23 protein-coding genes are annotated in these 26,055 nt (G+C 47.4%); 8 read left to right on the forward strand and 15 right to left on the reverse strand.

Going from position 1 to position 26,055, the window contains the following annotated elements:
- Nucleotides 1–88: 88 nt before the first annotated feature.
- The 3 genes from AAV35_RS09695 to fumC form a co-directional block, all read right to left on the reverse strand.
- Nucleotides 89–1,576, reverse strand: coding sequence for a glutamate synthase subunit beta (locus AAV35_RS09695; protein WP_008592239.1), 1,488 nt, complete (start codon nucleotides 1,574–1,576; stop codon nucleotides 89–91).
- Nucleotides 1,545–6,188, reverse strand: coding sequence for a glutamate synthase large subunit (gene gltB / locus AAV35_RS09700; protein ID WP_008592236.1), 4,644 nt, complete (start codon nucleotides 6,186–6,188; stop codon nucleotides 1,545–1,547). Before gltB ends, AAV35_RS09695 begins: the two co-directional genes overlap by 32 nt.
- 328 nt (nucleotides 6,189–6,516) lie before the next feature.
- Entirely contained in the window at nucleotides 6,517–7,908 is a 1,392-nt protein-coding gene (gene fumC, locus AAV35_RS09705) for a class II fumarate hydratase (RefSeq protein WP_008592234.1), read from the reverse strand.
- A 148-nt stretch (nucleotides 7,909–8,056) separates the two neighbouring features.
- Here fumC and AAV35_RS09710 point away from each other — a divergent pair, with 148 nt between their 5' ends.
- Nucleotides 8,057–8,677 carry an NAD(P)-dependent oxidoreductase gene (locus AAV35_RS09710; protein ID WP_008592232.1) on the forward strand — a complete coding sequence of 207 codons (621 nt, stop codon included), beginning with the start codon at nucleotides 8,057–8,059 and terminating at the stop codon, nucleotides 8,675–8,677.
- Between the two features lie 54 nt (nucleotides 8,678–8,731).
- On the opposite strand, the gene AAV35_RS09715 is transcribed toward AAV35_RS09710, so the two are convergent.
- The 3 genes from AAV35_RS09715 to wrbA form a co-directional block, all read right to left on the reverse strand.
- Entirely contained in the window at nucleotides 8,732–9,604 is an 873-nt protein-coding gene (locus tag AAV35_RS09715) for a M15 family metallopeptidase (protein WP_008592231.1), read from the reverse strand.
- Between the two features lie 140 nt (nucleotides 9,605–9,744).
- Nucleotides 9,745–9,987, reverse strand: coding sequence for an IDEAL domain-containing protein (locus tag AAV35_RS09720; RefSeq protein WP_008592230.1), 243 nt, complete (start codon nucleotides 9,985–9,987; stop codon nucleotides 9,745–9,747).
- Between the two features lie 155 nt (nucleotides 9,988–10,142).
- On the reverse strand, nucleotides 10,143–10,745 hold the full coding sequence (wrbA, locus tag AAV35_RS09725; protein WP_008592229.1) for an NAD(P)H:quinone oxidoreductase: 603 nt from the start codon (nucleotides 10,743–10,745) through the stop codon (nucleotides 10,143–10,145).
- A gap of 268 nt (nucleotides 10,746–11,013) precedes the next feature.
- On the opposite strand from wrbA, the gene AAV35_RS09730 reads away from it, so the two are divergent.
- Complete coding sequence (locus AAV35_RS09730; protein ID WP_008592228.1) at nucleotides 11,014–11,880, forward strand: cation diffusion facilitator family transporter; 867 nt, start codon at nucleotides 11,014–11,016, stop codon at nucleotides 11,878–11,880.
- Here AAV35_RS09730 and AAV35_RS09735 read toward each other — a convergent pair.
- Both AAV35_RS09735 and AAV35_RS09740 read right to left on the reverse strand, forming a co-directional pair.
- The gene (locus AAV35_RS09735) at nucleotides 11,877–12,173 is read right to left on the reverse strand and encodes an AzlD domain-containing protein (protein WP_008592227.1); all 297 of its coding nucleotides are present in this window, start codon (nucleotides 12,171–12,173) and stop codon (nucleotides 11,877–11,879) included. The two genes, AAV35_RS09730 and AAV35_RS09735, sit on opposite strands and share 4 nt — an antisense overlap.
- Entirely contained in the window at nucleotides 12,170–12,907 is a 738-nt protein-coding gene (locus AAV35_RS09740; protein WP_008592226.1) for an AzlC family ABC transporter permease, read from the reverse strand. Before AAV35_RS09740 ends, AAV35_RS09735 begins: the two co-directional genes overlap by 4 nt.
- A gap of 202 nt (nucleotides 12,908–13,109) precedes the next feature.
- Here AAV35_RS09740 and nhaC point away from each other — a divergent pair, with 202 nt between their 5' ends.
- Together nhaC and AAV35_RS09750 are read left to right on the forward strand one after the other, a co-directional pair.
- Entirely contained in the window at nucleotides 13,110–14,504 is a 1,395-nt protein-coding gene (gene nhaC, locus AAV35_RS09745) for a Na+/H+ antiporter NhaC (protein WP_008592225.1), read from the forward strand.
- 111 nt (nucleotides 14,505–14,615) lie between these two features.
- Complete coding sequence (locus tag AAV35_RS09750) at nucleotides 14,616–14,816, forward strand: cold-shock protein (RefSeq protein WP_008592224.1); 201 nt, start codon at nucleotides 14,616–14,618, stop codon at nucleotides 14,814–14,816.
- A 90-nt stretch (nucleotides 14,817–14,906) separates the two neighbouring features.
- On the opposite strand, the gene map is transcribed toward AAV35_RS09750, so the two are convergent.
- Nucleotides 14,907–15,662: a type I methionyl aminopeptidase gene (gene map, locus AAV35_RS09755; RefSeq protein ID WP_008592221.1), complete on the reverse strand. Its 756-nt coding sequence runs from the start codon at nucleotides 15,660–15,662 to the stop codon at nucleotides 14,907–14,909.
- A gap of 141 nt (nucleotides 15,663–15,803) precedes the next feature.
- Here map and AAV35_RS09760 point away from each other — a divergent pair, with 141 nt between their 5' ends.
- The 3 genes from AAV35_RS09760 to AAV35_RS09770 all read left to right on the forward strand — a co-directional run bounded on the left by AAV35_RS09760 (nucleotide 15,804) and on the right by AAV35_RS09770 (nucleotide 19,139).
- Nucleotides 15,804–16,526 carry an ABC transporter ATP-binding protein gene (locus tag AAV35_RS09760; RefSeq protein ID WP_008592219.1) on the forward strand — a complete coding sequence of 241 codons (723 nt, stop codon included), beginning with the start codon at nucleotides 15,804–15,806 and terminating at the stop codon, nucleotides 16,524–16,526.
- Nucleotides 16,519–18,141 (forward strand): putative ABC transporter permease subunit, encoded by a 1,623-nt coding sequence (locus AAV35_RS09765; RefSeq protein WP_008592217.1) that lies wholly within the window; start codon nucleotides 16,519–16,521, stop codon nucleotides 18,139–18,141. Before AAV35_RS09760 ends, AAV35_RS09765 begins: the two co-directional genes overlap by 8 nt.
- Nucleotides 18,142–18,239: 98 nt before the next feature.
- Nucleotides 18,240–19,139 carry a DMT family transporter gene (locus AAV35_RS09770; RefSeq protein WP_008592215.1) on the forward strand — a complete coding sequence of 300 codons (900 nt, stop codon included), beginning with the start codon at nucleotides 18,240–18,242 and terminating at the stop codon, nucleotides 19,137–19,139.
- Nucleotides 19,140–19,270: 131 nt separating this feature from the next.
- On the opposite strand, the gene AAV35_RS09775 is transcribed toward AAV35_RS09770, so the two are convergent.
- Nucleotides 19,271–20,029: an SDR family NAD(P)-dependent oxidoreductase gene (locus tag AAV35_RS09775; RefSeq protein ID WP_008592213.1), complete on the reverse strand. Its 759-nt coding sequence runs from the start codon at nucleotides 20,027–20,029 to the stop codon at nucleotides 19,271–19,273.
- A gap of 75 nt (nucleotides 20,030–20,104) precedes the next feature.
- Here AAV35_RS09775 and AAV35_RS09780 point away from each other — a divergent pair, with 75 nt between their 5' ends.
- Nucleotides 20,105–20,737, forward strand: coding sequence for a YczE/YyaS/YitT family protein (locus AAV35_RS09780; protein WP_008592211.1), 633 nt, complete (start codon nucleotides 20,105–20,107; stop codon nucleotides 20,735–20,737).
- Nucleotides 20,738–20,783: 46 nt separating this feature from the next.
- On the opposite strand, the gene AAV35_RS09785 is transcribed toward AAV35_RS09780, so the two are convergent.
- The 5 genes from AAV35_RS09785 to dat all read right to left on the reverse strand — a co-directional run bounded on the left by AAV35_RS09785 (nucleotide 20,784) and on the right by dat (nucleotide 26,007).
- Complete coding sequence (locus AAV35_RS09785) at nucleotides 20,784–22,883, reverse strand: TRAP transporter permease (RefSeq protein WP_008592209.1); 2,100 nt, start codon at nucleotides 22,881–22,883, stop codon at nucleotides 20,784–20,786.
- The gene (locus tag AAV35_RS09790) at nucleotides 22,880–23,389 is read right to left on the reverse strand and encodes a DUF1850 domain-containing protein (protein ID WP_008592208.1); all 510 of its coding nucleotides are present in this window, start codon (nucleotides 23,387–23,389) and stop codon (nucleotides 22,880–22,882) included. The genes AAV35_RS09785 and AAV35_RS09790 overlap by 4 nt, the downstream gene beginning before the upstream one ends.
- Nucleotides 23,390–23,483: 94 nt before the next feature.
- The gene (locus tag AAV35_RS09795) at nucleotides 23,484–24,473 is read right to left on the reverse strand and encodes a TAXI family TRAP transporter solute-binding subunit (RefSeq protein WP_008592206.1); all 990 of its coding nucleotides are present in this window, start codon (nucleotides 24,471–24,473) and stop codon (nucleotides 23,484–23,486) included.
- Nucleotides 24,474–24,659: 186 nt separating this feature from the next.
- Nucleotides 24,660–25,103, reverse strand: coding sequence for a hypothetical protein (locus AAV35_RS09800; protein ID WP_008592205.1), 444 nt, complete (start codon nucleotides 25,101–25,103; stop codon nucleotides 24,660–24,662).
- Between the two features lie 25 nt (nucleotides 25,104–25,128).
- Nucleotides 25,129–26,007, reverse strand: a complete 879-nt coding sequence (dat, locus tag AAV35_RS09805; RefSeq protein WP_008592204.1) for a D-amino-acid transaminase — start codon at nucleotides 26,005–26,007, stop codon at nucleotides 25,129–25,131.
- Between the last annotated feature and the right edge of the window lie 48 nt (nucleotides 26,008–26,055).

Consider the following 26,055-nt stretch of genomic DNA (forward strand, 5'->3'; position numbering starts at 1 on the left):
TATACTAAACAGCCCCTCTCGGAAACCGGAAGATGTTCTCCGCTTTCCGAGAGGGGCTGTTATACAAGAGTGATAATAAAAGAACGGCTTATACTGTCTCCGGCACCTCCATCAGATATTTATCACAGGCATCTGCAGCAGCTCTTCCTTCGTTGATGGCCCAGACGATCAGACTTTGTCCGCGCCGCATGTCTCCTGCTGCAAAAACTCCTTCTTTGTTTGTCAGGTACGTATGAAGGTCAGCTTTAACATTCGTTCTTCGGGTCGTTTCGAGCCCCATTTCTTCCACCAGTTCCTGTTCAGGTCCTGTAAAACCGATAGCCAGCAATACGAGATCTGCCTGCCAGACCTTCTCGGTGCCAGGAATTTCTTCGCGATATTTGTTCCCCTGTTCATCGAATTTAAGTTTAACGTTGATAGTATGCACTTCCTTAATTTGACCATTTCCATCTCCGACAAACTTCTTAGTCTGGACGGCATAAGCTCTCGGGTCATCTCCGAAAACTGCCTCCGCTTCTTTTTGCCCGTATTCGATACGATGAATCACCGGATATTGCGGCCACGGGTTTACCGCTTCATCTCTATTCTCAGGTTTCTTGTCGTATATATCGAACTGCACGAGTGACTTGCAATCATGTCTCATGGACGTGGCGATACAGTCGGTTCCGGTATCACCACCTCCGATTACAATTACATTTTTTCCTTCGGCGGAGATGTATTCTCCGTTCTCGTGATGTGAGTCCAGCAGACTTCTGGTATTTGCATGAAGAAAGTCCATCGCAAAATGTACACCTTCAAGGTTACGTCCTTCTACGTCAATATTTCTGTGGTTAGCTGCGCCACCGCATAATACAACGGCGTCGTTTTCCTCTTCCAGCTGGCGGGAAGGTATGTCCTTTCCTATATTTGCATTCGTTACAAAGCGCACCCCTTCTTCTTCCATAAGTTTTACACGGCGCAGTACCACTTCATACGATAGTTTCATCTCCGGTATGCCGTACGTAAGCAGGCCGCCGGGACGATCGTCACGCTCGTATACTGTGACTGTATGTCCCGCTTTGTTCAGCTGGTCGGCTACGGTTAACCCCGCCGGTCCGGACCCTACAACTGCCACTTTCTTACCGGTACGCTTTTCGGGCGGTTCCGCAGTAATCCATCCGTTAGCAAAACCCTTCTCAACGATGGACCTCTCCACCGATCTTATGGCTACGGGATTCTCATTCAGACCCAGCACGCATGCCCCTTCACACGGAGCCGGACAGGCGATACCGGTGAATTCAGGGAAGTTGTTCTGCTCGTGAGCTTTCATCAGTGCTTCTTTCCACTGCCCCCGGTATACAAGATCGTTCCATTCCGGAATATAGTGATAGACGGGACATCCTGAGGTCCCTCCAGCCATTTCGGTGCCGGTGTGACAGGTAGGCACACCGCAGTCCATGCAGCGTGCCCCTTCCCGTTGTGCTTCTACATCCGGCATGGGGAGCGTGTAGTCCTCCCAGTCCTTCACCCTTTCCTTAGGGTCCCGTTCCGGTCTCCCCCGGCGCTCATACTCCATAAACCCTGTCGGTTTGCCCATCTTTAGCCTCCTCCTGTTCAGTCTCCAGTTGTTCTTCTTCTTTTTTCTGGCTGGCTTCAAATGCTTTCATTTCCGCTTCGAATTTATCGTTCCCTTCGTTCCTGAATGTTTCGATTCTGCTCCTCATTTCAAGAAATGCTACTGGCACGACGCGTTTGAATTTAGGAAGTGTTTCCTCCCAGTTATCAAGAATCCGCTGCCCTTTCTCACTCCGGGTATAGCCTGCATGGGCTTCGATCATCTCATAAAGTTCCTGCTTCTCTGTCTCTTCCTGTATCTGTTCCGAAAGTACAAGCTCTTTATTAAGTTTAGTGCTGAAACTTCCGTCTTCGTCCAGTACATAGGCTATTCCGCCGGACATGCCTGCGGCAAAGTTCCTCCCTGTCTCCCCGAGTATGGCTACTCTTCCTCCTGTCATATATTCACAGCCATGATCACCCACACCTTCGACTACGAGATGGGCTCCACTGTTACGCACAGCAAAGCGTTCTCCCGCCTTCCCGCTGATATATGCTTCGCCTCCGGAAGCGCCATAAAAGCAGACGTTTCCAGCTATAATGTTATCTTCCGCTTTGAACGTAGAACGCGGGGAAGGGTGAGCGATGATTTTCCCGCCGGAGAGACCTTTTCCGACGTAATCATTTGCATCTCCGACCAGGCGCATCGTAAGTCCTCTCGGAATGAAGGCTCCAAAACTCTGACCGGCCGAACCTTTGAATTTCAGCTGAATTGTATCTTCCGGAAGACCTTCTTCTCCATATTTTTTCGAAATTTCACTGCCGAGTATCGTTCCGGCAACCCGGTGGATGTTACGTATCGATCCTGTACCTTTCACCGGTGTTCCATTATCGATCGCTTCCTTACAAAGAGGAATCAGTTCCTGGACATCAAGAGACTTCTCGAGTCCGTGATCCTGCTCCACCTGAGAATAATGTCCGACGTTCGATCCTGTCTCCGGACGATAAAGAAGAGCTGATAAGTCCACATCTTTGGCTTTCCAGTGATCCACATCGGCTTTCCTTTCCAGAACGTCATTTCGACCGATCATTTCGTTCACCGTCCGGAAACCGAGCTCTGCCATAATTTCTCTTGCCTCTTCTGCTATGAAACGCATGAAATTCGCGACGTGATCAGCATCCCCTATAAATTTCTTTCGAAGCTCCGGATTTTGGGTGGCAACTCCGACCGGACAGGTATCCAGGTGACAGACGCGCATCATAATACACCCAAGAACTACGAGAGGAGCTGTGGAAAATCCGTACTCTTCCGCCCCCAGCAGAGCGGCCGTAACGACATCACGTCCCGTCATCAATTTACCATCTGTCTCCACCGTAATCCGGTCCCTGAGTCCGTCCAGGAGGAGAGTCTGGTGAGTTTCTGCAACTCCAATTTCCCACGGCATTCCTGCATGTTTGATACTCGTCCGGGGCGCGGCACCCGTGCCGCCGTCATAGCCGCTGATCAGTACAAGATCCGCACGTCCCTTGGCCACACCTGCAGCTATCGTTCCCACCCCTACGGCCGATACCAGTTTGACACTGATACGGGCTTCCGGATTGGCGTTTTTCAGGTTATGAATCAGTTCCGCTAAATCTTCGATCGAATAAATATCGTGGTGAGGGGGCGGAGAAATCAATTCCACTCCGGGAGTTGCCCCTCTTACTTCCGCAATCCACGGGTACACTTTCTTACCCGGCAGATGCCCCCCTTCTCCGGGTTTGGCACCTTGGGATACTTTGATCTGAATTTCATCAGCATTCACCAAATAGTGACTCGTTACCCCGAAACGACCGGAAGCCACCTGTTTAATGGCACTGCGCCTTGAGGTCCCGTCTTTATTCGGATGGAACCGGTCAGGTGATTCCCCGCCTTCTCCGGTATTGCTTCGACCTCCAAGTTTGTTCATGGCTACAGCCAGAGCTTCATGGGCCTCCTGTGAAATGGAACCGTAGGAAATCGCTCCTGTTTTGAACCGTTTCACGATCTCTTCCACCGGCTCCACTTCATTAAGAGGAACTGAGGCACGATCTTTGAACTTAATGAGCCCGCGGAGCGACTGCAGATTATTCGTTTCATCGGTGAGCATCTTCGTGTATTTCTTAAACAGTTTATAGTCATTAGTTCTTGCTGCCCGTTGCAGGGTATGAATAGTCTGGGGGTTGTACTGATGGTCTTCCCCGTTCATTCTGTACTGAAATTCATCTCCCGGGTCCAGCATCTTCGTCCGGGACCGCTCGGCTTCGAACCCCCGGTCGTGACGCATACACACTTCCTGCTCTATAGTTTCCAGTCCGATGCCCCCGAGCCGGGAGGCTGTTCTAGTGAAATACTTATCTATCACGTCCGGACTGATGCCTACCGCTTCGAAAATCTGAGCACCGCGGTAACTCTGAATAGTAGATATACCTATTTTGGAAAGTACTTTGACGATTCCGTCCGTAACACTGCTCACGTAGTCGCGAACGCTCTGGTCATAGTTGCGATCCGGAATCTCCCCACGCGCCACCAGATCACGGAGCGTTTCATAAGAAAGATAAGGATTTACAGCTTCCGCCCCGTACCCGAGCAGAGTAGCGAAATGGTGCACTTCTCTAGGCTCTGCCGATTCAAGTATTAAACTGACTTTAGTACGGACACCCTCGCGAATGAGATGATGGTGCATTCCTGAAACGGCAAGCAGTGCCGGAATGGCTGCATAATCTCTGTTCACACCCCTGTCCGACAAAATAAGGAAAGTTGTGCCTTTCTCCACTTCTTTGTCCGCTTCTTTGAACAGCCGTTCCAGAGCTTTTTCCATTTCGCGTTCCTGGCCATTCTTTTCAAAGAGCAGGGACAACTTCCCGCTTTCAAACCCTTCAATATCCTGATTTTCGATTTTTCCCAGCTGCTCGTTTGTCAGTACCGGGGTGTCGAGCTTCAGATGGCGGCAGCTTTCCGGCTTCGGATTTACGACGCTTCCTTCTTTCCCAATGGTCGTCTCCGTCATCGTAATAACCTTCTCCCTTATGGCATCGATAGCCGGATTGGTCACCTGGGCAAAAAGCTGTTTAAAATAGTTGTAGAGCAGCTGTGGTTTTTTCGACAGGACAGCGAGAGGAGAATCATACCCCATCGAACCTACAGGATCCTTCCGGTCAAGGACCAGCGGTTTTATAATTTTATTGAGTTCCTCCGTCGTATAACCGAAAGCCAGCTGCAATGTGATTAGATTATCTCCGGTAATTCGCGGCGCGCTGGCTTCAGTTTCCGGAAAATCGGATAAGTCGTATTTGTTATTCTCAAGCCACTTTCCATATGGTTTCTCTTCGGCTATGCCCAGTTTCACTTCTTCATCCGGAATAATCCGGCCCTCCTCAAGATCAACCAGGAGCATCTTACCGGGATGGAGACGGCCTTTATATTCGATATCATCAGCAAAGATATCGAGCGCCCCCACTTCGGACCCGAGCACAATCATTCCGTCTTTGGTAACGTAATATCTGGCCGGGCGAAGGCCGTTCCGGTCGAGGCAGGCCCCTATTTGTCTGCCGTCTGTATAACAGACGGCCGCAGGACCGTCCCATGGTTCCATAAGAGTGCTATGGTATTCATAAAAATCCCGTTTCTTCGGGTGGATCGTCTCATCGTTGGCCCACGGTTCAGGAATCATCATCATCGCGGAATGCGCCAGCGATCTTCCTGATAAATACATAAATTCAAGAGCATTATCGAACATCGAGGAATCGCTTCCGTCTTCATCGATGACGGGCAAAACTTTTTTCAATTCTTCCTCGTTGAATGCTTCCGATTGAGACATTTTTTCGCGGGCCCGCATCCAGTTGACGTTTCCGCGCAGCGTATTGAACTCCCCGTTATGAATAGTATAGCGATTCGGGTGGGATCTTTTCCACGAGGGGAAAGTATTTGTACTGAAACGTGAGTGGACCATGGCGAAAGCAGTTTTAAATGTAGGGTGATTCAAATCAATATAGAAAGAGTCAAGCTGTTCGGGGATCAACATGCCTTTGTAGACGATAGTGGTCGTGGATAGGCTGCACATATAGAATTCTTTAAATTTATCGTTTTTCTCCAAAGCTTTCAATGCCTGCTTCCGAATAACGTAAAGCTTCCTTTCAAATTCTATGCGACTTTCGATAGTATCATCCGGTTCAATAAACAGTTGTGAAATGTAAGGCATGGTCGTTTTAGCATTATCCCCGACGAAAGAAGCGTTAATCGGCACAGACCTCCACCCGAGGAATTTCTGTCCTTCTTTCTCTACCAGTCCTTCAAAAATCTTTTTGGCTTCCTGCCGGGAATTGCGGTCTCTCGGAAGAAAAACCATCCCGACGCCATATTTCCCGGCTTCCGGTAAATATATATCCTCTTTTTCGCATTGTTTCTCGAAGAAAGAATGGGGGATCTGGGTCATAATTCCTGCGCCGTCTCCTGTACTGACATCCGCTCCCTGTCCCCCGCGGTGTTCCAGGTTACAAAGAATGGTGACCGCGTTATTTACGATATCGTGGGATTTCGAACCGTTTATGTTCGCTATCATTCCGATACCGCAGGCTTCGTGTTCAAAATCCGGATGGTATAACCCCTGGGTAGCAGGGTAGCCTCTTTTTTCCATGTTTTAAAACCTCCTGATGAACGATTATTTATTTTTGAAGATTAAGAAAATTCTGCTTACAGTAGCGTTGCATAATTATAGTATAAAATACGGAATTTTGCACGCGGGTTAATTTTTATCCAATTAATGGATCGCTGTTACGACAACTTTGTAAACGTTGACATTTTATTTTAAAAAAATATAAACTTTCTGTTTCTGTTAATAATTAAAAGAAATAATTATCCATAATCATTAATGTTTATTCAAAAAGATATGAATTATTCATTATAAAAAAACCTGAGAAGGGACCGCTCCCTTCTCAGGCTTCTGTAATTCTCTATTCCCCCGTTTATTTTGCGTTCGGTTTCGTCATTTCTTCAGGTTTAACATATTCCTCAAACTGCTCTTCTGTCAGTAAATCGAGCTCTACTGCCGTTTCTTTCAGATTCTGATTCTTTTCGAAAGCAGTTTTCGCTATTTTCGCAGCATTTTCGTATCCAATGTGCGGGTTAAGAGCTGTTACAAGCATGAGCGAATCGCGAAGATACTCTTCGATTTTCTCCATATTCGGCTCCAGTCCCTGTACACAGCGTTCGTCGAAACTCTTCATACTGTCTGCAAGAAGTTGGGACGACTGCAGGAAGTTATAGGCAATTACCGGTTTGAAGACATTCAGCTCAAAGTTACCCTGACTTGCTGCAAAACCTATAGTCGCATCGTTACCCATAACCTGGGCTGCAACCATCGTTACTGCCTCACTTTGAGTCGGGTTGACTTTTCCGGGCATTATGGAACTCCCCGGCTCGTTAGCCGGAATCGTAATTTCCCCGATACCCGAACGTGGTCCACTGCCGAGCCAGCGAACGTCATTGGCGATTTTCATCATATCCGCTGCCAGTGCTTTTACAGCTCCGTGCGCATGTACAAGTTCATCATGAGAGGTAAGGGAATGAAATTTATTAGGTGCCGAAATAAAATCTTTCCCCGTATCCTTGTTGATATAGGAAACGACTTTTTCGGAAAAGTCCACATGAGCGTTCAGACCTGTGCCGACCGCTGTTCCCCCGATGGCCAGTTCTTTTACGTATGTAATGCTTTCAGTCAGCATCTTTTCCGTTTTCTCAAGCATTCTGTGCCATCCGCTTATTTCCTGGCCAAGGGTCAGAGGAGTGGCATCCTGAAGGTGAGTCCGGCCGATTTTAACGATGTCGTTAAACGCTTCCATTTTTTCTTTCAATGTCTTCTTTAACTGTTCCGAAGACGGGAGCAGCACATCTTCCACTTTACGTACAGCTGCAATGTGCATCGCTGTAGGATACGTGTCGTTGGAACTCTGGGATTTATTCACGTCATCATTCGGATGAAGACGGGTTTCTTTTCCTTCTTTTTCAAGCCATTCACTGCCGACGTATGCGATGACTTCGTTTACGTTCATGTTGGACTGCGTTCCGCTTCCGGTCTGCCACACGACGAGTGGAAAGTGGTCGTCCAGTTCGCCTGCCGTAATTTTATCTGCTGCATATGCGATAGCATCCGCTTTGTCTTTCTCCAGAAGACCGAGTTCTTCGTTCGCGCGGGCTGCACTTTTTTTCAGGATAGCGAATCCTTCAATGATTTCTTTCGGCATTTTTTCGTCACCGATCGGAAAATTTTCTTTACTCCGTTGCGTCTGGGCCGCCCAGTATTTATCTTTCGGTACTTTCATTTCCCCTAATGTGTCTTTTTCAATACGATATTCCACTTGATGATCCCTCCTTAAAATGGTTCCATTTAATTGTATCAACTTTCAATCGAACTATCACCTTTTTGATGCAAACTCCGCAAAAACTTGGAACACCGCTTAATTTGCATTTGGATCGGGAATGATAGAACAAGAAGGAGGAATACATATGCACATAGCAATACTTGGAGCGACAGGGAGAGTAGGCCACAGAGTTGCAAATAAACTTGCTGAGCAGCACACTGTGTCCGCTCTCGTCAGAGACAGCAAGAAAGCTTCCGGTCTGCTCAATGACGATATAAACCGTATCGAGGGGGACGTACTGGACCCGGAAACCCTCCGGAAAACTCTGGAACATGCAGACGTGGTGTTCAGTGCTCTTGGAACCGATAAAACAACGACGTTATCGGAATTCACTCCGACCTGCCTCGAAATAATGAAGGAATACAATATTCCTCGCATAGTTACGATTGGTACGGCGGGCATTTTGAACAGCCGGACGGAAGAAGGTAAGCTGAGATATCAGACAGACGAGTCGAAACGGAGAATTACGTTCGCTGCAAAAGAGCATGAAAAAGTTTACCGGGAATTTGAAAACAGTGACAGGAGCTGGACGATTCTTTGTCCGACTTACCTGCCGGATGAAGAATCGGGGGGTCCTCTCCGTGAAGAAGCTGATTATTTACCCGAAAACGGTAAAAGAGCTCCGGTCCCTGATGTAGCGGAGGTCGCCGTCCGCGAAATAATTTCTCCCGACTATAAAAATAAGCGTGTCGGACTGGCACTCTGACCGAAAGAAAAACTCCCGGACGCGAGAAACCCGGGAGTTTTTAAATCCATATTATCACTGATTGACAGGATACAGCCCAAAATATTCTTCAAGCGTCACATTCTCCGCGTGCACTTTACCCGCCAGCTCTTTTCCTACAAAACGCAGATGCCAGGGTTCATAGGCGTACCCGGTGATATCCGACTTGCCCTCGGGATAACGAATGACGAAGCCGAAACGGTGCGCATTTTCCTTCAGCCACTGACCTTCTTCTGTGTTTACGAAAGACTCATCAAGTCCGAAACCCATTTCAGCAGACGTTACGTCCATGGCAAGCCCGGTCTGGTGCTCGCTCGTCCCCGGCTTAGCGGAATAACGATTCGCATATTCTCTTCCATTTTCCGCTACGGAATTTTCGTAAATCGCTTTCTGTCGTTCATAAGAACGGTAGCCGGAAGCAGCGACGGGTTCCAAACCGTCCTCTTCTGCTGCCTGGAACAACTCTTCGAGAGCCGCAGCTGCTGTTTTTCTCATCTGTTTTTTCGGATGAAACTCTTCAAAAGAGAACGGAACATCCGGCACGGTCAGGTTCGGAGTTTCGTACCCTTCCGGCAGCTTTCTCTGCTTATTAACTATTACATCGATTCTTTCAGGCTCTTCCACTTCAATCATACTTCCATCTTCTGAAGTTTTCCGGCTCTCACTTGTCTCTCCGTTTCCGTTGCTTTCATTTTCACCACTGTCGTCCTGAGCCGTTTCCTCTTTATTCCCGATTTCTGCCTGACTATCGCCACTACTGTCATTTTGTTCTGCATTTCCTTTTTTGCCCGTCTGTTCCTCAACGGATTCCTCCGGGTCAGCTGCGTTTTCTTCTGCAGTATTTTCACCGGCACAACCGGCAAGCAGAAGTCCTAAGCCTATAATTGCCGTCACTACAGTTTTTTTCATATTTTATGTACCCACCTTTTTGTAAAAAATATCCTTACCTACTATATCATGAAAATCATTCTTGTGTATAACCGCTTCTGAAGCATAACAAAAAGCGTACCCACTCGTTGCAGGTACACTTTTCGTTGACCGAACTTATGTTATTCCCAGGTGTAGGGCTGGTAATGTACGGCTAGTCGCTCGAAAGCAGCTCTGTCATCGTTATCAATAGCTTCGTTTATAGCAGCATCCAGGCGGTTTTTGTTGAATTCATATACCATCTGGTCGAGAAATAACCGGGAAGCCAGCTTAATACCGTAGGACAACTCTCGTTTTGCAGTAATATTTTTTCCTTTGTATGCCGGGAACCGTCGAAGAACGTATACACTCTTTTGCTTCCTCATGAGATTACCCCCTCAATCCTTTTTTCCATTATGCAAGATAACAGATGATTTAGCAACAATTTTCTGAATATTTAATTATAATATACCCGCTTTCTCTCTTTTGAAACATAAAAAGGCCGGCAGAAATCTTTTCCTGCCGGCACTGTCTGGTTATTTTACTGTTTAATTTTTTCTGCAATCTGCACGGTACGTTTAGCCTGGTGGCGTACCGCCCCTTCGACATCTTCCTTCATATTGCCTTCGCCATCTACACTTACACTTGTTCCATAAGGATTTCCGCCTGCTGCGAAAATCGTATCGTCCGAGTAACCTGTAGGTACGACGATAGCACCCCAGTGATACATAGTGGTATAAATGTTCAGAATAGTCGCTTCCTGTCCTCCGTGAGGGTTTTGAGCGGAAGACATGGCTGTAGCCACTTTGTTGACAAGTTTTCCTTGAGCCCATAGGCCCCCTGCCATATCAAAGAATTGTTTCAGTTGTGCAGGTACGCTTCCGAAACGTGTCGGTGAACTGAAAACAAACGCATCTGCCCATTCCAGATCTTCCACTCTCGCTTCAGGGACTACGTCTTTTGTAGCTTCGTAATGTTCTTTCCAGGCAGGGTTCTTTTCAATAGCAGCCATAGGAGCAAGTTCGGGAGCACGCACGAGCTTAACTTCCGCTCCTTCTTTCTCGGCTTCCTCTTTTGCCCACTTAGCCATCTGATAGTTCGTACCTGTAGAACTGTAATAAATGACAGCCAGCTTAATTGCCATAACAACAATACCTCCCAAACGATATTTTCGTTGGTAACAGTGCGGCAGGCTGTGCACTGTTTCCACCACATTACTTACAATAACCTAATTATCTCAGTTTAAAACTATTCATTTAAAGAACTTCTCAACCGCAAATTGTTCTCCCTGCCTAAGTTTTATCCTGTTGGCAATATTGCTCCAATTTCGCCTCTTCTTCTTTCTTTAATACTGTTAGCCTGCATATGGTATATTTGCTATGATAGAAGGATGGTAAGGAGAGAGATAATCGATGGAAAACAACCAGTGGAAAAAAGGGGAAACAGGTGCCTGGGTCAGCATTATCGCTTATGTCGTATTATCGATATCAAAGCTGATCATGGCACAAATCGGCTCGTCCGATGCCCTGCGTGCAGACGGATTAAATAATACAACGGACATCATTGCCTCATTGGCTGTACTGATCGGCCTGCGCATCTCCCGGAAACCGCCGGACAGCGATCATCACTACGGCCACTCCAGGGCTGAGACTATTTCTTCACTGATTGCTGCCTTCATTATGGCTACTATCGGTATTCAAGTACTTTTTGGGGCAGGTGAAACGATTGTCAACCGTCAGTTCGGAGAGCCGTCTCTGCTTACAGGGTGGACAGCGGTTGCAGGCGCGGTCATTATGTACGGGGTGTACCGTTTTAACCTCCGATTGTCACGTCAGGTAAGCAGCAGGGCTTTATACGCCGCAGCCCAGGATAACCGGTCGGACGCTCTCGTCAGTATCGGAGCCGCTGTAGGTATCTTCGGTACGATGTCCGGCATGCTCTGGATGGATCCTGCTGCAGCTGTCATCGTCGGCGCCGTTATTTTAAAAACGTCGTGGGATATTTTCACGGACGCGACTCACCTGTTAACGGACGGGTTCGATGAAGATGAACTTCATGAAATCAAATCGACTATCTCGTCCCACCCCGAAGTGAACAAGGTGGCTGACGTCAAAGCCCGTCTCCAGGGTAATGAAACGCTCGTCGACGTAATCATTCTCGTATCTCCGGACATCACCGTCCAGAAAGCCCATGATATTACGGATGAGATAGAAATACTTCTCGAAAAAAATCATCACATTTCTTACGCTCATATTCATACGGAACCATATCACGGTTAAAGATGGCTGATTAAAAGTACTGTTATAATTGCAATCAGCACCGTGACCATTATCGGGGCACGCAGCCAGGCTGCAAGGACGGCTGCCGCCCCGCCGGCCATGCCTGCCCAGGGCTTGCCGTCTATCACCGTGAATATCCCCGGGATAATAAGCGCTCCGAGCGCTGCGTAGGGGATAGCTGCAAGCCATCTTCTCCCCCACAGGGGAAGGTCAAGTTTATCCATGATAAATACCGGAGCGAATCTCGGCACCAGAGTAACGGCACTCATCCCTAAAATCATCCAAAGGATCATTCTTCTTCCTCCTCTTCATCGGGCAGGAGAAATACACCGAGCAATCCTCCAAGGATCGTCCCTATAACAATGGACCATCCGGCAGTAAGTCCCGCCCACTGAGCTGTACTGTTGATAATCATGGCTGCCCCGGCTATACCTCCGACGGCTATGGATTTCTTCAATGAAGGTACGAGGAGCCCGATAAACATAGCGTAAAGAGCGATACCCATGCTGTCACTGAGTGCTTTCGGCATGACATTGCCAAGAAGACCTCCGGCAAGGGAACCAAGTACCCAGGCGCTGTATGCAGCCAGCATTACTCCAAAGTAGAACCAGAACGCGTGAGGCCCTTTCGCTTCTTTCTTATGAATGGAAGAAATAGCAAATGTTTCATCGGTCAAAAATAATGTTAGGGGAAGTTTCCGCTTCTTCGCATGAGCTTTCATCTGGTTTACAAAAGAAAGACTCATAACAAAATGGCGGAAGTTCAATACGAACACGGCTATAATAATTTCTGCAGCGCTTACCCCCGCCGCTACCATCGAAACTCCGAGAAATTGCGCGGCTCCGGCAAACACAGCCGCGCTCATGAACGTCAGTTCAAAAAGAGTAAGACCCGACTGATAAGCAAGCACCCCGTAAGTAAGGGCAATAGGTATGTATCCAAAAATGATCGGTGATCCGGCGACGAAACCTTTTCTGAACATTTTTCCTCTGCCGGAAATGGTGATTCTTTCACTAACCTCCGCCACATCATCCCTCCATTTCAGTAATATTTTCTAATATTATACATTATATCCGGGGTGAATAGTTAGAGTGATTTTTCCTTTTCCTCATTTTCTTTCTCCTTCGTTGACACAGCTTCGCACCTGCTCTATAGTAAATTCATATACTTCAATACACAAAAGCGTCTAAGCATAAAAGCAAACGATCAATCATCAGGAGGTTTTTTCAGTGTTATACTTACAGCCTAAAAAATTACCGGGTCTGACTGAGTCCGTCATTGTCCTTCTTTTTATAATTTCAGTCATCAGTTTTTTCATTATCAGTCTGGAAAGCACTCCTCACACTCCTATTCTCATCGGGATTCTTATTCTTTTAGCCTACGGCACGGTGAGGAAATTCCGCTTTGATCAATTACAGCATGGGATGGTACAGGGAGCTCAATCCGGAATGCCGGCTGTATTGCTCTTTTTCGTTATCGGTATTTTAATAGCCAGCTGGATGGCGAGCGGAACTATTCCTGCCCTCATGAACGTCGCTTTCTCTCTGACCGGCGGTCCGTTTATTTACGCTTTAGTATTTACCATCACCGCCTTTACGGGCGTGGCTCTCGGCAGTTCGTTCACTACAGCTGCTACGGTCGGGGTAGCTTTTATGGGAGCTGCACAGACTACTGACCTTTCTTTGGCAGTTATGGCCGGTGCCATTGTCTCGGGTGCCTTTTTCGGAGACAAAATGTCTCCTCTGTCCGATACGACCAACCTGTCCTCCACCGTAGTGAAAGTCGATCTGTTCGATCACATAAAAAACATGATGTGGACTACTGTACCGGCGTTCATCATCACTTTTATCCTTTTTGCTTTTCTTTCTCCGGGAAGCAGCCGCGGAGCCACTTTATCTCCTTTTGAAGAAGGGCTGTTAAGCACCGGCCTGATCCACTGGAGTTCCTGGATTCCTCTCGCTGTCCTCGTCCTGTTCACTGTTACCAAACGTCCGGCTTTCGTTTCTCTCTCGGTCACGAGTGTTATAGCGACCGTCATTGCAGGCTTACGGGGAACGATGGAGTGGGGCGCAGTACTCAGTTCCTGGTTTAGCGGTTTTGAGATTGAAACGCAAAACGAAGGGCTGACAGATATGCTCTCAAGAGGCGGCATGAACGGAATGTTCTTCACCATCTCCATCGTCATCCTTGCCCTTGCTCTGGGCGGTCTTTTCTTCACTACGGGGATAATACCGAGCATTCTTCAAAGTGCGCAGAAAGGGCTGCAATCCGTGCGTTCAGCTACGATCGCCACTGCTTTTACAGCTATCGGAATCAACGTTACGGTCGGAGAACAGTACCTTTCGATTCTGCTGACCGGAGAAGCGTTTCAGGACGTGTATGACAGAGTCGGCCTTGCCAGAAAGAATCTATCCCGTACCCTGGAGGACGCCGGTACGGTGATCAATCCTCTCGTTCCCTGGAGTGTCTGCGGAGTATTTATGGCCGGGGTGCTTGGCGTACCGGTCCTTGAGTATCTGCCGTTCGCTTTTTTCTGTCTCCTCTCCCCGCTTCTTACAATTATTTCGGGTTTCACCGGCAAAACCCTGTCAAAAAAGTCTGAAGCAAAAATGGAAGTCTTCTGACAGGGGGGCTTCCGTTTTTTATGTTTTTGTAAAATAATGAAAGGCCGCATTCCTTTTATACTCATAAAGTGGTAAACTGAATACAATTCAGCGGAATAAAGGGGGCTTGTCATGATCAAAGGACGCGTAAAGTGGTTCAGCGATGACAGAGGGTTCGGTTTTATCGAAACTGAAGACGGGAACGAAGAGGTTTTTGTCCATTTTTCTGCGATTGACGAAGAAGGGTATAAAACGTTGAAGCAGGGACAGCCGGTTACATTCGAAATAGAGGAAGGACGCCGGGGCCCTCAGGCCTCCAGGGTCCAAAAATAACTGCTGCTGAAGCAGTTTTCTTTTTTATTGGAATAATAAAAGCGTACAGGTCCTCCCTGTACGCTTTATGTGCCCCCCAAAACCCGGGAACTACTCATCTTCCTGGGCCGTAAGAATGAACGGCCCTTCTTTTGTAATTGCGATAGTGTGTTCATATTGCGCCGATAGCGACCCGTCGACCGTTCTTGCGGTCCACTGATTATCATCCATTTTACTCTGCCAGTCGCCGACGTTGATCATCGGTTCAATGGTAATCACCATACCATCCTTCAGACGGGCTCCTTTACCCGCTTCACCGAAGTGCGGTATATAAGGATCTTCGTGTATAGTTTCTCCGATGCCGTGGCCCGTAAACTCCCGGACTACGGAATATCCTTCCCCTTCCGCATAAGACTGGATAGCGTGGCCGATATCTCCGATGCGGTTGCCGACCTGCGCAGCTTCTATCCCTCTATATAGGGAAGTTTTGGATACATCCATAAGTTTCCGTGCTTCCTCGCTGATTTCACCCACGGGATGAGTCCACGCCGAATCAGCGAGGAATCCGTTCAGTTTGACCACCATGTCCACCGTAACGATGTCCCCTTCTTCCAGTTTTTCCTTTCTGGGAAAACCGTGACAAATTTCGTCGTTGATACTAGCACAGGTGGTGTACTCATAACCCTGGTAGCCTTTTTGTTCTCCGGTGGCTCCATGCTTGTCCAGGTAGCGTTCCACGAACTGCTCGATTTCCATGGTAGTTACACCCGGTTTGATGAAGGAGCGCAATTCTTTGTGGACAGAAGCGAGAAGCTCTCCTGCTTCTTTCATCTTTTCAATTTCTCTTTTACTTTTCCGTTTAATCATCTTTTCCATCCTTTCTCCTGTATCGATCCGTCATTTTATGTTTTGAACAATTATTCCATTACTTATATTATAATATCAGCACTCGAATTGAAACCGTCACACCCTGAATTCGTATTACAGTAAAAAAGAAAGGAGCTTTCCGTGCTTGAATTACACAATGTAACTAAACGATATGCCGGGAAAACGGCTGTACATAACCTTGATTTACGGGTGACCCCAGGGAAGATCTTCGGGTTCCTCGGACCGAACGGGGCAGGCAAATCCACCACGATTAAAATGATCACCGGTATACTTCCTGTAGACGAGGGGAGTATTTCCATTAACGGAAAAGATATTGAAAAAGACGCGCTCGAAGCTAAACGACAATTCGGTTACGTCCCGGATACGTCCGACTCCTTTCTGCGGTTAAAAGGAAGAGAGTACCTGGAATTCATTGCCGATGTTTATGATGTCCCGGAAGAAGTAAGAGAAGAGCGACTCGCCCGCTATGCCTCTCTCCTTCAGCTAAACGAAGCTCTGGAGGATAAGCTCCATACTTATTCCCATGGAATGAGACAGAAGGTTGTGCTGCTCGGAGTGCTTATTCACCAGCCGGATGTATGGATTCTTGATGAGCCGCTCACAGGACTGGATCCGAAATCGGCAAATGCCCTGAAAGAACTTATGAGAGAACAGGCGGACGCAGGAAAAATCGTTTTTTTCTCCTCTCACGTACTCGAAGTCGTGGAACAGCTGTGTGACGAAGTGGCCATCATCGATGAGGGAAGCCTGCGCTTTCAGGGGGAAATGAGTGATATGAGGCAGGAATTCCAGGAAGGAAGAAACCTGGAAAGCCTATTTCTGGAGCTGACGAACGATGCATAAAGCTTACCTCCTTATGAACATCATCGTTAAAATGGAATTTTTTCGAAAAGGAAAGGGCAGTGCCCTCAGAGTGCTCCTTTTCGTACTTGCTATACCGATAGCTGTACTGGTTTACAATCTTACGTACACTCTTTTTAAGGAGACGTTCTCAATCCTTTCCGTTTCCGGGAATGAGCCGGCACTGCTGGGGCTGATTTTCCTTGTTGCCACTGGCCTTCTTATTGTCACCACCTTCATACCGGCTATAAATACATTTTATCTTTCAGACAGCATAGAGGGATACCTACCACTGCCGTTGAAGCCTTCTCAGATTATTATAGGGAAATCCGCTTCCCCACTTCTGCGGGGTTATGTATGGAATACTGTCATAACCGCTCCTTTTCTGCTTATGTACATGCTTCAGGCAGGAAGCGGGTTTCTGTTTTTTCTTTACGCTTTTATTATATGGACGATATTTCCTATTCTTCCGTTTCTGCTCGTGAGCTCTTTACTCATGTTCGTCATGCGTTTCATTAACATATCCAGATATAAAGACCGGGCCAAAGCAATCGGAGGTCTGCTTTCTTTTGCGCTCATTCTGGCCGTTAACGTGCTTGTCAGACAGGATTCTCCAGGGGACGACGGCAGTCTTTCTGCCGTGATCGGCGACGGTGAACTTCTTGCCGCACTGACGGGCTGGGTACCAAACGCAAAGCTTGCCGCCATGGCACTCGCTTCCCCCTTCAGCGTAAGCGGCATCCTTGCTCTTACCGGCCTCCTTATCATGACGGCCTCAGGGACGTTCTTATTTCTTTATTTCAGTGATACGCTCTATTTTAAAGGGGTTCGCGGCCTGAGTGAAGGGGTGCGTTCCTCTTCATCCAAAAGAAATGTCGCCCGAAGGAAAAGTATGTTCCACTCACTCGCCCGCAGGGACATCAAAACGATTGTGCGTACTCCCGTTTACGTTACCCAGATTCTCGGTCACCAGTTCTTTGCTCCATTATTACTACTCATCTTTCCATTTGTCGACGGCGGCAGTTCTTTTTCATCCTGGACAGAAGGGGCAGCCGGGCTGGAGACCAACGTCATCCTCCCTCTCCTGCTCGCTTTTTCCGCTCTTATCGGAGCTACGAGTACAGCAGGTACCAGCTCTTTCTCCAGGGAAGGAAAAACTCTTTATGAATTTCGGTCTTTTCCGATTCCGTTTACCGAACTTTTAAAAAGTAAACTGCTGGTGGCTTTCATCATCCCTGCCTCAGCATTCACTCTGTTCGCTTTGACCATCGGATTTGTGTTCTCTTTACCTTTTCCTCTCTGGGCCGGTTGGCTGGTTCTTTCCTATGTGCTGATCTTATCAATATCCATTATCGCTACAGCTCTGGACATGAACGAACCGAAACTCGCATGGGAGAGTGAAGAAGAAGTATTTCAGCACCGGTTCACCAACCTGCTTCTGCTGATACTGACAGCAGTATTTACCATTCCGGTACTTCTCCTCATGTGGAAGGTACCGGTAATGAAGAACCCCGTAATAGCCTTTCTTTTCGGGTTGCTGAGCTTCGTTGTGTATGCCTGGACAGGTTGGAAAATAATGAAGCATAAAGTCCTTCCTTCTTTCGTAAACAGAGACTGACATCCTTAAAGCAAATCTCTTCCTTTCCTCTTCTATTTATAATAGGATAGGGAAAGTGAATTTTTTTGGAAAGGGTTAAGGAAAGAGGAGGAAGAATTATGTCTGACCGGAATAAAGGGATATTGTTACTGCTTATATCAGCGCTCGGTTTTTCTATGATGGGGGCTTTCGTTAAACTGTCCGGGGACCTCCCCACTGTGCAGAAAGCTTTCTTCCGAAATATAGTGGCAGCTGCCATAACACTTGGATTCGTGCTCAAGCACAAAGACAGGATTTTCGGAAAGCGGGAGAACCAGAAACTGCTTCTTTCCCGCTCCTCACTTGGATCAGTAGGGATTGTAATGAATTTCTACGCTATCGATAATCTCGTCCTTTCCGATGCGGAAATGCTGAACAAACTGAGTCCGTTCATTCTTATTATTTTCTCCGGCATCTTTCTTAAGGAACATGCACGGAGGTATCAGATTGTTTCTATTATCATCGCTTTCCTGGGAACGCTGTTCATCATCCAGCCGGAGTTTTCTGTCCAGGTCCTTCCTTACATTATCGGGGTGCTGGGAGCGGTTTTTGCTGCCGGAGCTTATACTATGCTGCGGGTACTCGGAAATAAGGAGAAACATTATACGGTAGTCTTCTACTTCTCCTTCTTTACTACTGTGCTGCTTCTCCCTTTTACAATATTCTTTTACGAACCGATGAGTGTACAACAGTGGATTTTTCTTTTACTTGCCGGCGCATTCGCAACGGTGGGCCAATTCGGAGTTACGCTGGCCTACAAATTCGCCCCGGCCAGTGAAATTTCTATATTCTTCTACTCCACTGTGGTATATTCCGCCCTGCTCAGCATTGTACTGTTCGGACAGATTCCTACATTATGGAGCGTTATCGGCTACGTCATTATATTCAGCGCTTCGTTCTATATGTTCCTGAAAAATAACCATATAGATAAAAAACAGCTCGCCCGGCAGGAAGAAAAGAAAGCATTCAGGTCTTCCTGATCCCGGCAGGCTGTGGCCCCCGGAAAAGCTGTACGATGTTCTTTTATCCTTGCGGAAGTAACAGAGACAAAAGACCGGACAATCCAATGTCCGGTCTTTTGTCTCTGTTTTATTGTTTCTTTGAATTCTTTTTAATATTTATCAATGTAATCATAGAGTTTATAGACTTTGCCATTTTGTACCGGTTCCTCTTTAAGGAGATTACGGAGAACTTCAGCCACCCGTTCAGGAGAAGTCAATTCACCCTTCTCTTTCAGTTCCCGGAACTTTTCTACATCTTTAAATGAATCCTCGGATGCAGAACGTATTTCTTCCTGCATATCCGTATCCATTACTCCGGGGCTGTATGCGAGGATCGTATGACTCTTCTGTTCCTGTTCTTTGGCCGTAACGGCAGTAAATCGATCAATAGCGGCTTTTCCGGCACTGTACACGCTCCAGCCTTCCGTCGTCTTCCCGGCTGCTCCTGAGGTGATATTCACAAGTGTTAAAGGCACTTCCCACTCATTCGCCAATCCAAGTATGTAATTGGCAAGCAGAACAGGTACGGAAACGTTCAAACGTATGTGCCGATCTACGGCTGGTATATCAAGAGCTCCGACTTTTTCAATCGGCCCCACCATCCCTGCATTATTAAGAAGCGTAAGTGCTTCCACATCTTCTCTCTGCAGATAATTGTGGACTGCCGCAAGCGTATTATTCGTAGCCGCTTCATCTGTAAGATCACATTCGTAATGACGATAGGAGACCCCGCAGCTGTCGGCAGTTTCTTTTAACGTTCCGTTATACGTGCGTGAAATGCCGATCACCGACACCCCATCTTCCATCCATCGTTTTGCCACTGCTTCTCCAAGACCTTTCGAGTCCCCTGTAATAATAATGAATTTCACAGTTTTTCCCTCTTTTCTTTACAATCTTCCTTCAAATAAGTATGCTATTATCAGCTTATGTTAAAGGAGTCTTCTATGGTTTACTTGTTATTAGCTCTCATATATTCGGCCGGTCTGCTCGTCTCGAGTCTCGGTCTTGCCCTCATCATTAAATCAAACCTCGGGGCCGGTCCCGGCGACAGCATAGCTGTAGGTTTATCGTATCATACCCCCGTCACTGTTGGAACGTTTATGATTATCGCATTCACTATTCTTTTAATCGTCAATGCGATTTTAGAAAAGAAACGTCCTCAATATGAATCCCTGATACCGAGTATTATCCGTGGGCGTACACTGGACTTTTTCCTTTATGGAACTTTGGAAAACGTAAACCCTGATGCCTGGTACTCCCAGGCCGGTATCTTTGCACTGGGTATCCTTGCCACGGCCGTAGGAATCTCCTTTTACTTACGTACACCGTTCCCGAGAATCCCGCTGGACCATTTCATGATGGTGATGAACAATCGGACGAACCAGTCCAAAGGGGTCGTTCGTAATCTGATGGAAGGGGCTATGGCCCTCACCGGTTATTTTCTCGGCGGCCCGGTCGGAATCGGCACTGTAATGGTCGTCTTCCTGCTCGGCCCCCTTATCCAATGGACTTTCCCTTTGGCACGACCTGTCGCTTTTCTATGGTCCGATGCACAAAAAGCAAGAGACGCAGAATAATTTCTGTCGCCTCTTGCTTTTTTTGTTTCATTTCACCTGCTTACGTTCAAGCGTCCTGACGGGTCGTTTTCACAACCGGTACGCCAAGTCCGTCTTTTTTAACCAGGAATTGAAGGGCAAGCAGGATAGCAAATATGCTCAACCCGATAATGTCGCTCCAAAGTCCCGGATAAATGAGTGTGAGTCCTCCGAGAACTGCCGGTATCCGTTCGTACCATTCCACTTTTCTGAACCAGTATCCGACCAGCCCGGCGCCTATAGCCATCATTCCGGTTATGGCTGTGAACAGAATCCATGATACTTCCCCGACGTTCGTGTCGATCATCAACAGTTCCGGTGAAAGTACGAACATGTACGGGATGATGAATGCGGCAATGGCAAGCTTCGCTGCGTTCAGCCCGGTTCGTATCGGTTCGGAAGACGCAACACCGGAAGCTGCGAACGCCGCAAGCGCTACAGGCGGAGTGATATCCGCTATAATGCCGAAGTAGAAAACGAACAGGTGAGCTGCCAGATCCTGCACCCCAAGAAGAATGACAGCCGGAGCTGCAATGGTGGAGGTGATGACATAGTTAGCCGTTGTCGGCGAGCCCATACCAAGTATAATAGCGGCAATCATCGTAAAGAAAAGCGTAATCAGAATCTGACCGTCCGCAAGAGTGACAAGACTGTTGGCAAGTTTCAGCCCGAGTCCCGTTTTCGTTACCACTCCTACGATAATACCTGCCGCCGCCGTGGCCGCTACAACTCCAAGAGCCGTTCTGGCACCACTTACAAGAGCATCAATCGTATCCTTGAGATTTCCGTCGAAAAGGTAGCTCACTATAATCGTTACGAGCGTGCCGGCAATAATGGAGTCAAGGATAGAGAATCCGCCTTGCAGAAAGCCGTAAATGCCGAAACCGACAAAGCCTGCGGCAAAGGTAGCGACGTAAATCTTCCTGAATTTCTCCTCCCGCAGCAGACCTACCAGTATGACAGTCAGTATGCCGTAAAGGGCGGAACGCATAACGCTTACCCCGCTTGCCAGAAAGACGACGATAGCCACAATCGGCAGTAGCAGGTAAAGCTTTTTCAGCACTTCTTTTTTATCCGGAATATCTTCATCCGGCAAGCCGCTCAGACCCGTTCTTTTAGCTTCGAAGTGGGTCATAATCCAGATACCTGTAAAATACAGAATTGCTGGTATGAGAGCCGCTTTAGCAATCGACCAGTAGTCGATTCCGATAAATTCGATCATAAGGAAAGCCGCTGCACCCATTATCGGAGGCATGAGCTGTCCTCCTGTCGAAGCAGCCGCTTCCACTCCCCCGGCAAATTCCCGGCGGTACCCGAGTTTTTTCATCATCGGGATAGTGAAAGATCCGGACGTAACCACGTTCGCCACGGAACTTCCGCTTATCGTCCCCTGCAGGGCACTGGAGAAAATCGCAACTTTCGCAGGCCCCCCCGTTCTTTTACCTGCCAGAGCAACAGCCAGGTCATTGAAATACTGACCTACTCCCGTCTTGACGAGGAAAGCACCGAACAACAGGAATAAAAAGATGAACGTGGAGGAGACGGCGATTGGTGTACCGAGAATACCCTCTGTAGTAAAGAACATGGACTGCACGAGATTATCGAGGTCCACCCCTCTGTGTACGAGAAAACTCGGCATCTGGCGACCCCAGTACGCGTAAGCGAGGAAAAGTGCCGCAATAACCGTAATAGGTATACCCACGGCTCTCCTCGTCGCTTCAAGCACAAGCACTATCGCCAAAGCTCCCACGTAAAAATCAAGCTGGGTCATGTCGCCGGCCCGGAGGACGATATCTTCATAAAACAGCGGCCAGTATAAACCTACTCCGCCTCCGAGAATGGCGAGGCCTATATCGTACCACGCAATTTTCCCTTTGCTTCTATTCTTCTTAGTAGCGGGGTACAACAGAAAAATCAGTACAAGACCGAAGCCTACGTGTACAGAACGGAGAATCTGAGCCTGCACCTGGTAGACGGTGGATGTAAGTAACTGAAATACGGAAAAAGAAAGTAGTAAAATAAATACTATTTTAGCTATCTTCCCGGTGAGTTCCCGGACGCCGGACTCGGGGTCGTACTTTTCCATAACTTCTTTCTGTTTTTCCACTGATTCGTTAGTTTCACTCATTGCAGCTTCACTCCTCTCCACACTTCCAGATTAGAGACGTATGCAGGGGCGATACGCACCCAGCTTCCCGCCTCAATGGAATCTTTAAGTAAATAAGAATTATCATGATAGTTAATAGTATGTTCCGCCTTCACCTGACCTATGTTCAGGTCTAAACTGGAATGCGAACCCTGAAGATTTGTGATGTAATATTTCCCGTTCTTCATTTCAAACGACTCCCCTTCCCCTGCATTGGAAGGCATGCCGATCGCCGTGTCCTCGTATATAAGCCGGACCGGCTTTAAAGAACGGCCTTTCATTTCATACTCTTCCACCACCCTGGACAAGTGAACAGAGTGGATGAATTGAAGCTGAAAATGATCGTTTTCGGATACAGGCAAAAAATATACTCTTTCTTCCCCGGGCATCGTAGTTACAGTAAGTACGTAGCGGCAAGGAATGAATATCCAGGCCAGCAGGATACCGACTGCCAAGACAGTCAGCACTGCGACTATCCATTTTTTCATAGTATCCCTGTCCTCTTGTCAGAGACGAAAAGGGACTGTGCCGGACAGTATCCTGTCTGACAGTCCCTTTCCTTTTCCCTGCTATAGGCTTTTCTTACTGTTCATCAAAATATTTTTTCGCTCCGGGGTGAAGATCGATACCTACACCTTCCTGAGCACTCTCGGCAGTAATCTGCTCCCCTTTGGCATGCTGAACCTGATCTGTGTTTTCGAAAATAGCTTTTGTCATATTATAGACGAGATCTTCACTTAAGTTGGAATCAGTTACAAGCATAGCCTGAACAGCTACCGTGCTTACCGCTTTTTCAAGTCCGTAAGTACCTTCAGGAATTTCGTCTTGAGCATAGTACCCGTACTCGTCAATCAGTTCTTTGACTTTATCCTGTTCCACAGGAACGATGTTGACATCGGAAGTAGCTGCCAGACTTTCTACGGCACCCGTCGGTGTACCGGATGTAATGAATGCCGCATCAATCGTCCCATCCTGGATTCCGGACGTAGAGTCATCGAAAGCAAGGTCGCGGGCTTCGATATCGTCTTCAATTGAAAGACCGTGAATGTCCAGAATGTTCTCTGCGTTCGCATGAGTTCCGGAACCGACCGCCCCTACGGAAACAACTTTGCCTTCAAGGTCTTCTACTGATTCTATTCCTGTATCAGCCGTCGTTACGATTTGGATAGTTTCAGGGTAAAGAGTTCCGATAGCCTGAAGATTTTCAATCTTTTCATCAAACATAACTTCTCCGTTCTTTGCGTAAGAAGCGATGTCTGTCTGAGTGAATGCGAGCTGGCCGTCGCCGTCACGCATGGATTTCATATTTTCCACGGAAGCCCCTGTAGACGTAGCGTTTGCTTCCAGATTATCTATTTCACTGGTCAGGATATTCGCAAATGCTCCTCCAAGCGGGTAATATGTACCCTGCGTTCCGCCTGTGAGGATCTGCACGAACTCTGTATCTCCGCTTTCGCCACCTTCACCGTTATCGGAACTTCCTTCGTCGCTACTCGAAGTACCGCCGCCACAAGCAGCCAGCACAAGAGAAAGCGTTCCCAACAATAGGAATAATAAAAACCCTTTTTTCATAAAATTACCTCCTGTAATTGTAGTATGTGAACTTATTCATCTTTCGTACGATAAGTTTGAAACCGTTCTTTCAGTACGTTGCAGCAAAAATAAGATTCGGGACCAAAATATATTCTACACGAAAGTAGTGCGGGTGAAAAGAATTTTTTCACATCTTTGTCACCCGCTTTGTCGGACTTTATGTCATCAATCTTCCCACGTTAAAGCCCATAACCCGTTCTTCTCCAGTTTCTCTTCCACTTTCGCTTCTATTTCTAATTGTTTTTCCACTTCTTCTTCCTTCAGCGGGCGATTCATTATTTCCTCCCCGAAGGCATCGATCATTTCTTTCTGGCTCAGTTTTTCAATAAGCTGATCCCAGAAACTATGTTCATCATATTCCTGCACGTAGCGTTCCATCCACGTATTTTCCGTTTCCTGATTCAGCTCATAAACGTCCGCATGGGGCTGGTATTCCACTTCTTCCTGCATGGAATCTTTGTAGTATTCAGCCAGCACAAGATTCCGCACATCTTCGAACTCTTCGTTCAGTTCCTGTCTCGGATAATTGACTATCCATGTGGAAAGAAACATGGAAGCCACCATTGTACGAAGCTGTTCCTTTGAAACATCTATAGAATGATAACTCATTGTGTTCCCGCCTTTTCTGAAAGTATTATTCTTTTGAAAAAATCGCTGCCGTTCCCGTAATTCCCGCATCTTTTTCGTAAGCAGCCTGCAGCTTCCTCGTTACCGGACCAGGCCGGCCCTTGCCGATTGTCACCTCATCAACCTTAGTCAGGGGCTGTACCTCCGAAGTACTGCTCGTCATAAATACCTCGTCCGCGCCTTCGAAGTCTTCCATCCGGAAAGCTTCTTCTATAAACGGAATGTCCGCTTCCTTGCAGAATTCCTCTATTTTCATGCGTACGCATCCGCCCAGGATCCGTTTCGTTGCGGGGTGGGTATATACCTTCCCTTCCCGCACCAGGTAAATATTTGAGGAACTTCCTTCCGTCACCATTCCGTCTTTATGAAGAATCGCTTCTTTTGCGCCCAGTTCCTTGGCGTTCTGCTTGGCGAGAACGTTCGGAAGCAGATTCAGGCTTTTTATATAACACCATTCCCACCGTATATCTTCCATGGTAATGGCAGAGGCGCCTTCTTCCAGCGAGTCAGTGTCGCGGGCGAAATCTTTCACGTACGCATACAGATTAGCTTCGGTGTTAAGGGGGAATGCGTGGTCCCTCGGTGCTGAACCTCTCGTAAGCTGGAGATACATCGTTGCATCATTACGTACACTGTTTTTATTCAGAAGTTCATGCAAGTGAGCGTATAATTCCTGTTTCTGAAAAGGTACGTCTATTTTGATTGCTGCTGCAGAACGGTAAAGACGTTCAACATGCTCGTCGATAAGATAGTATTCCCCCTCATAAATCCGGATAACTTCGTACACTCCATCACCGAACTGAAGGCCTCTTTCTTCGAAGGGATAACTCAGGTCATTCTTATCCACGAACTCTTTTCCTGTCAGAATCCAATCGTATAAACTCATATATAAACCTCCTGTCAATCTTTAGGGACGATCCACGAGGACCCGTCC

The sequence above is a fragment of the Salimicrobium jeotgali genome (assembly GCF_001685435.2).
Classification (GTDB): domain Bacteria; phylum Bacillota; class Bacilli; order Bacillales; family Halobacillaceae; genus Salimicrobium; species Salimicrobium album.